The 203-nt window shown below is 66.5% G+C and carries 1 protein-coding gene; it reads left to right on the top strand.

Annotated features, from left to right (window positions below; genetic code table 11):
- Positions 1–14 precede the first annotated feature (14 nt).
- Positions 15–203 (top strand): glycosyl hydrolase 2 galactose-binding domain-containing protein (locus OP18_RS62875; RefSeq protein ID WP_033368096.1); only part of this gene is annotated, 189 nt, incomplete at its 3' end.

Genomic DNA, 203 nt, shown 5'->3' with positions numbered 1-203 from the left:
CCCGCACGGCGAACATGCACCGGGGGTACCGGTTCGATGTGCGGGGGTTGCTGCGCCCGTCGGGGAACCGGCTGCAGGTGCGGTTCGACTCGGCGTACGAGTACGCCGAGGCGGTGCGGGATGCGGTGGGTGAGCGGCCGAATGCCTATGATGAGCCGTTTCAGTACATCCGGAAGATGGCGTCGAACTTCGGTTGGGACTGG

This window comes from Dactylosporangium aurantiacum, from assembly GCF_000716715.1.
Classification (GTDB): Bacteria; Actinomycetota; Actinomycetes; order Mycobacteriales; family Micromonosporaceae; genus Dactylosporangium; species Dactylosporangium aurantiacum.
Note: the sequence above shows the minus strand (reverse complement) of the source record. Positions and strands in the feature narration are given on the sequence as shown.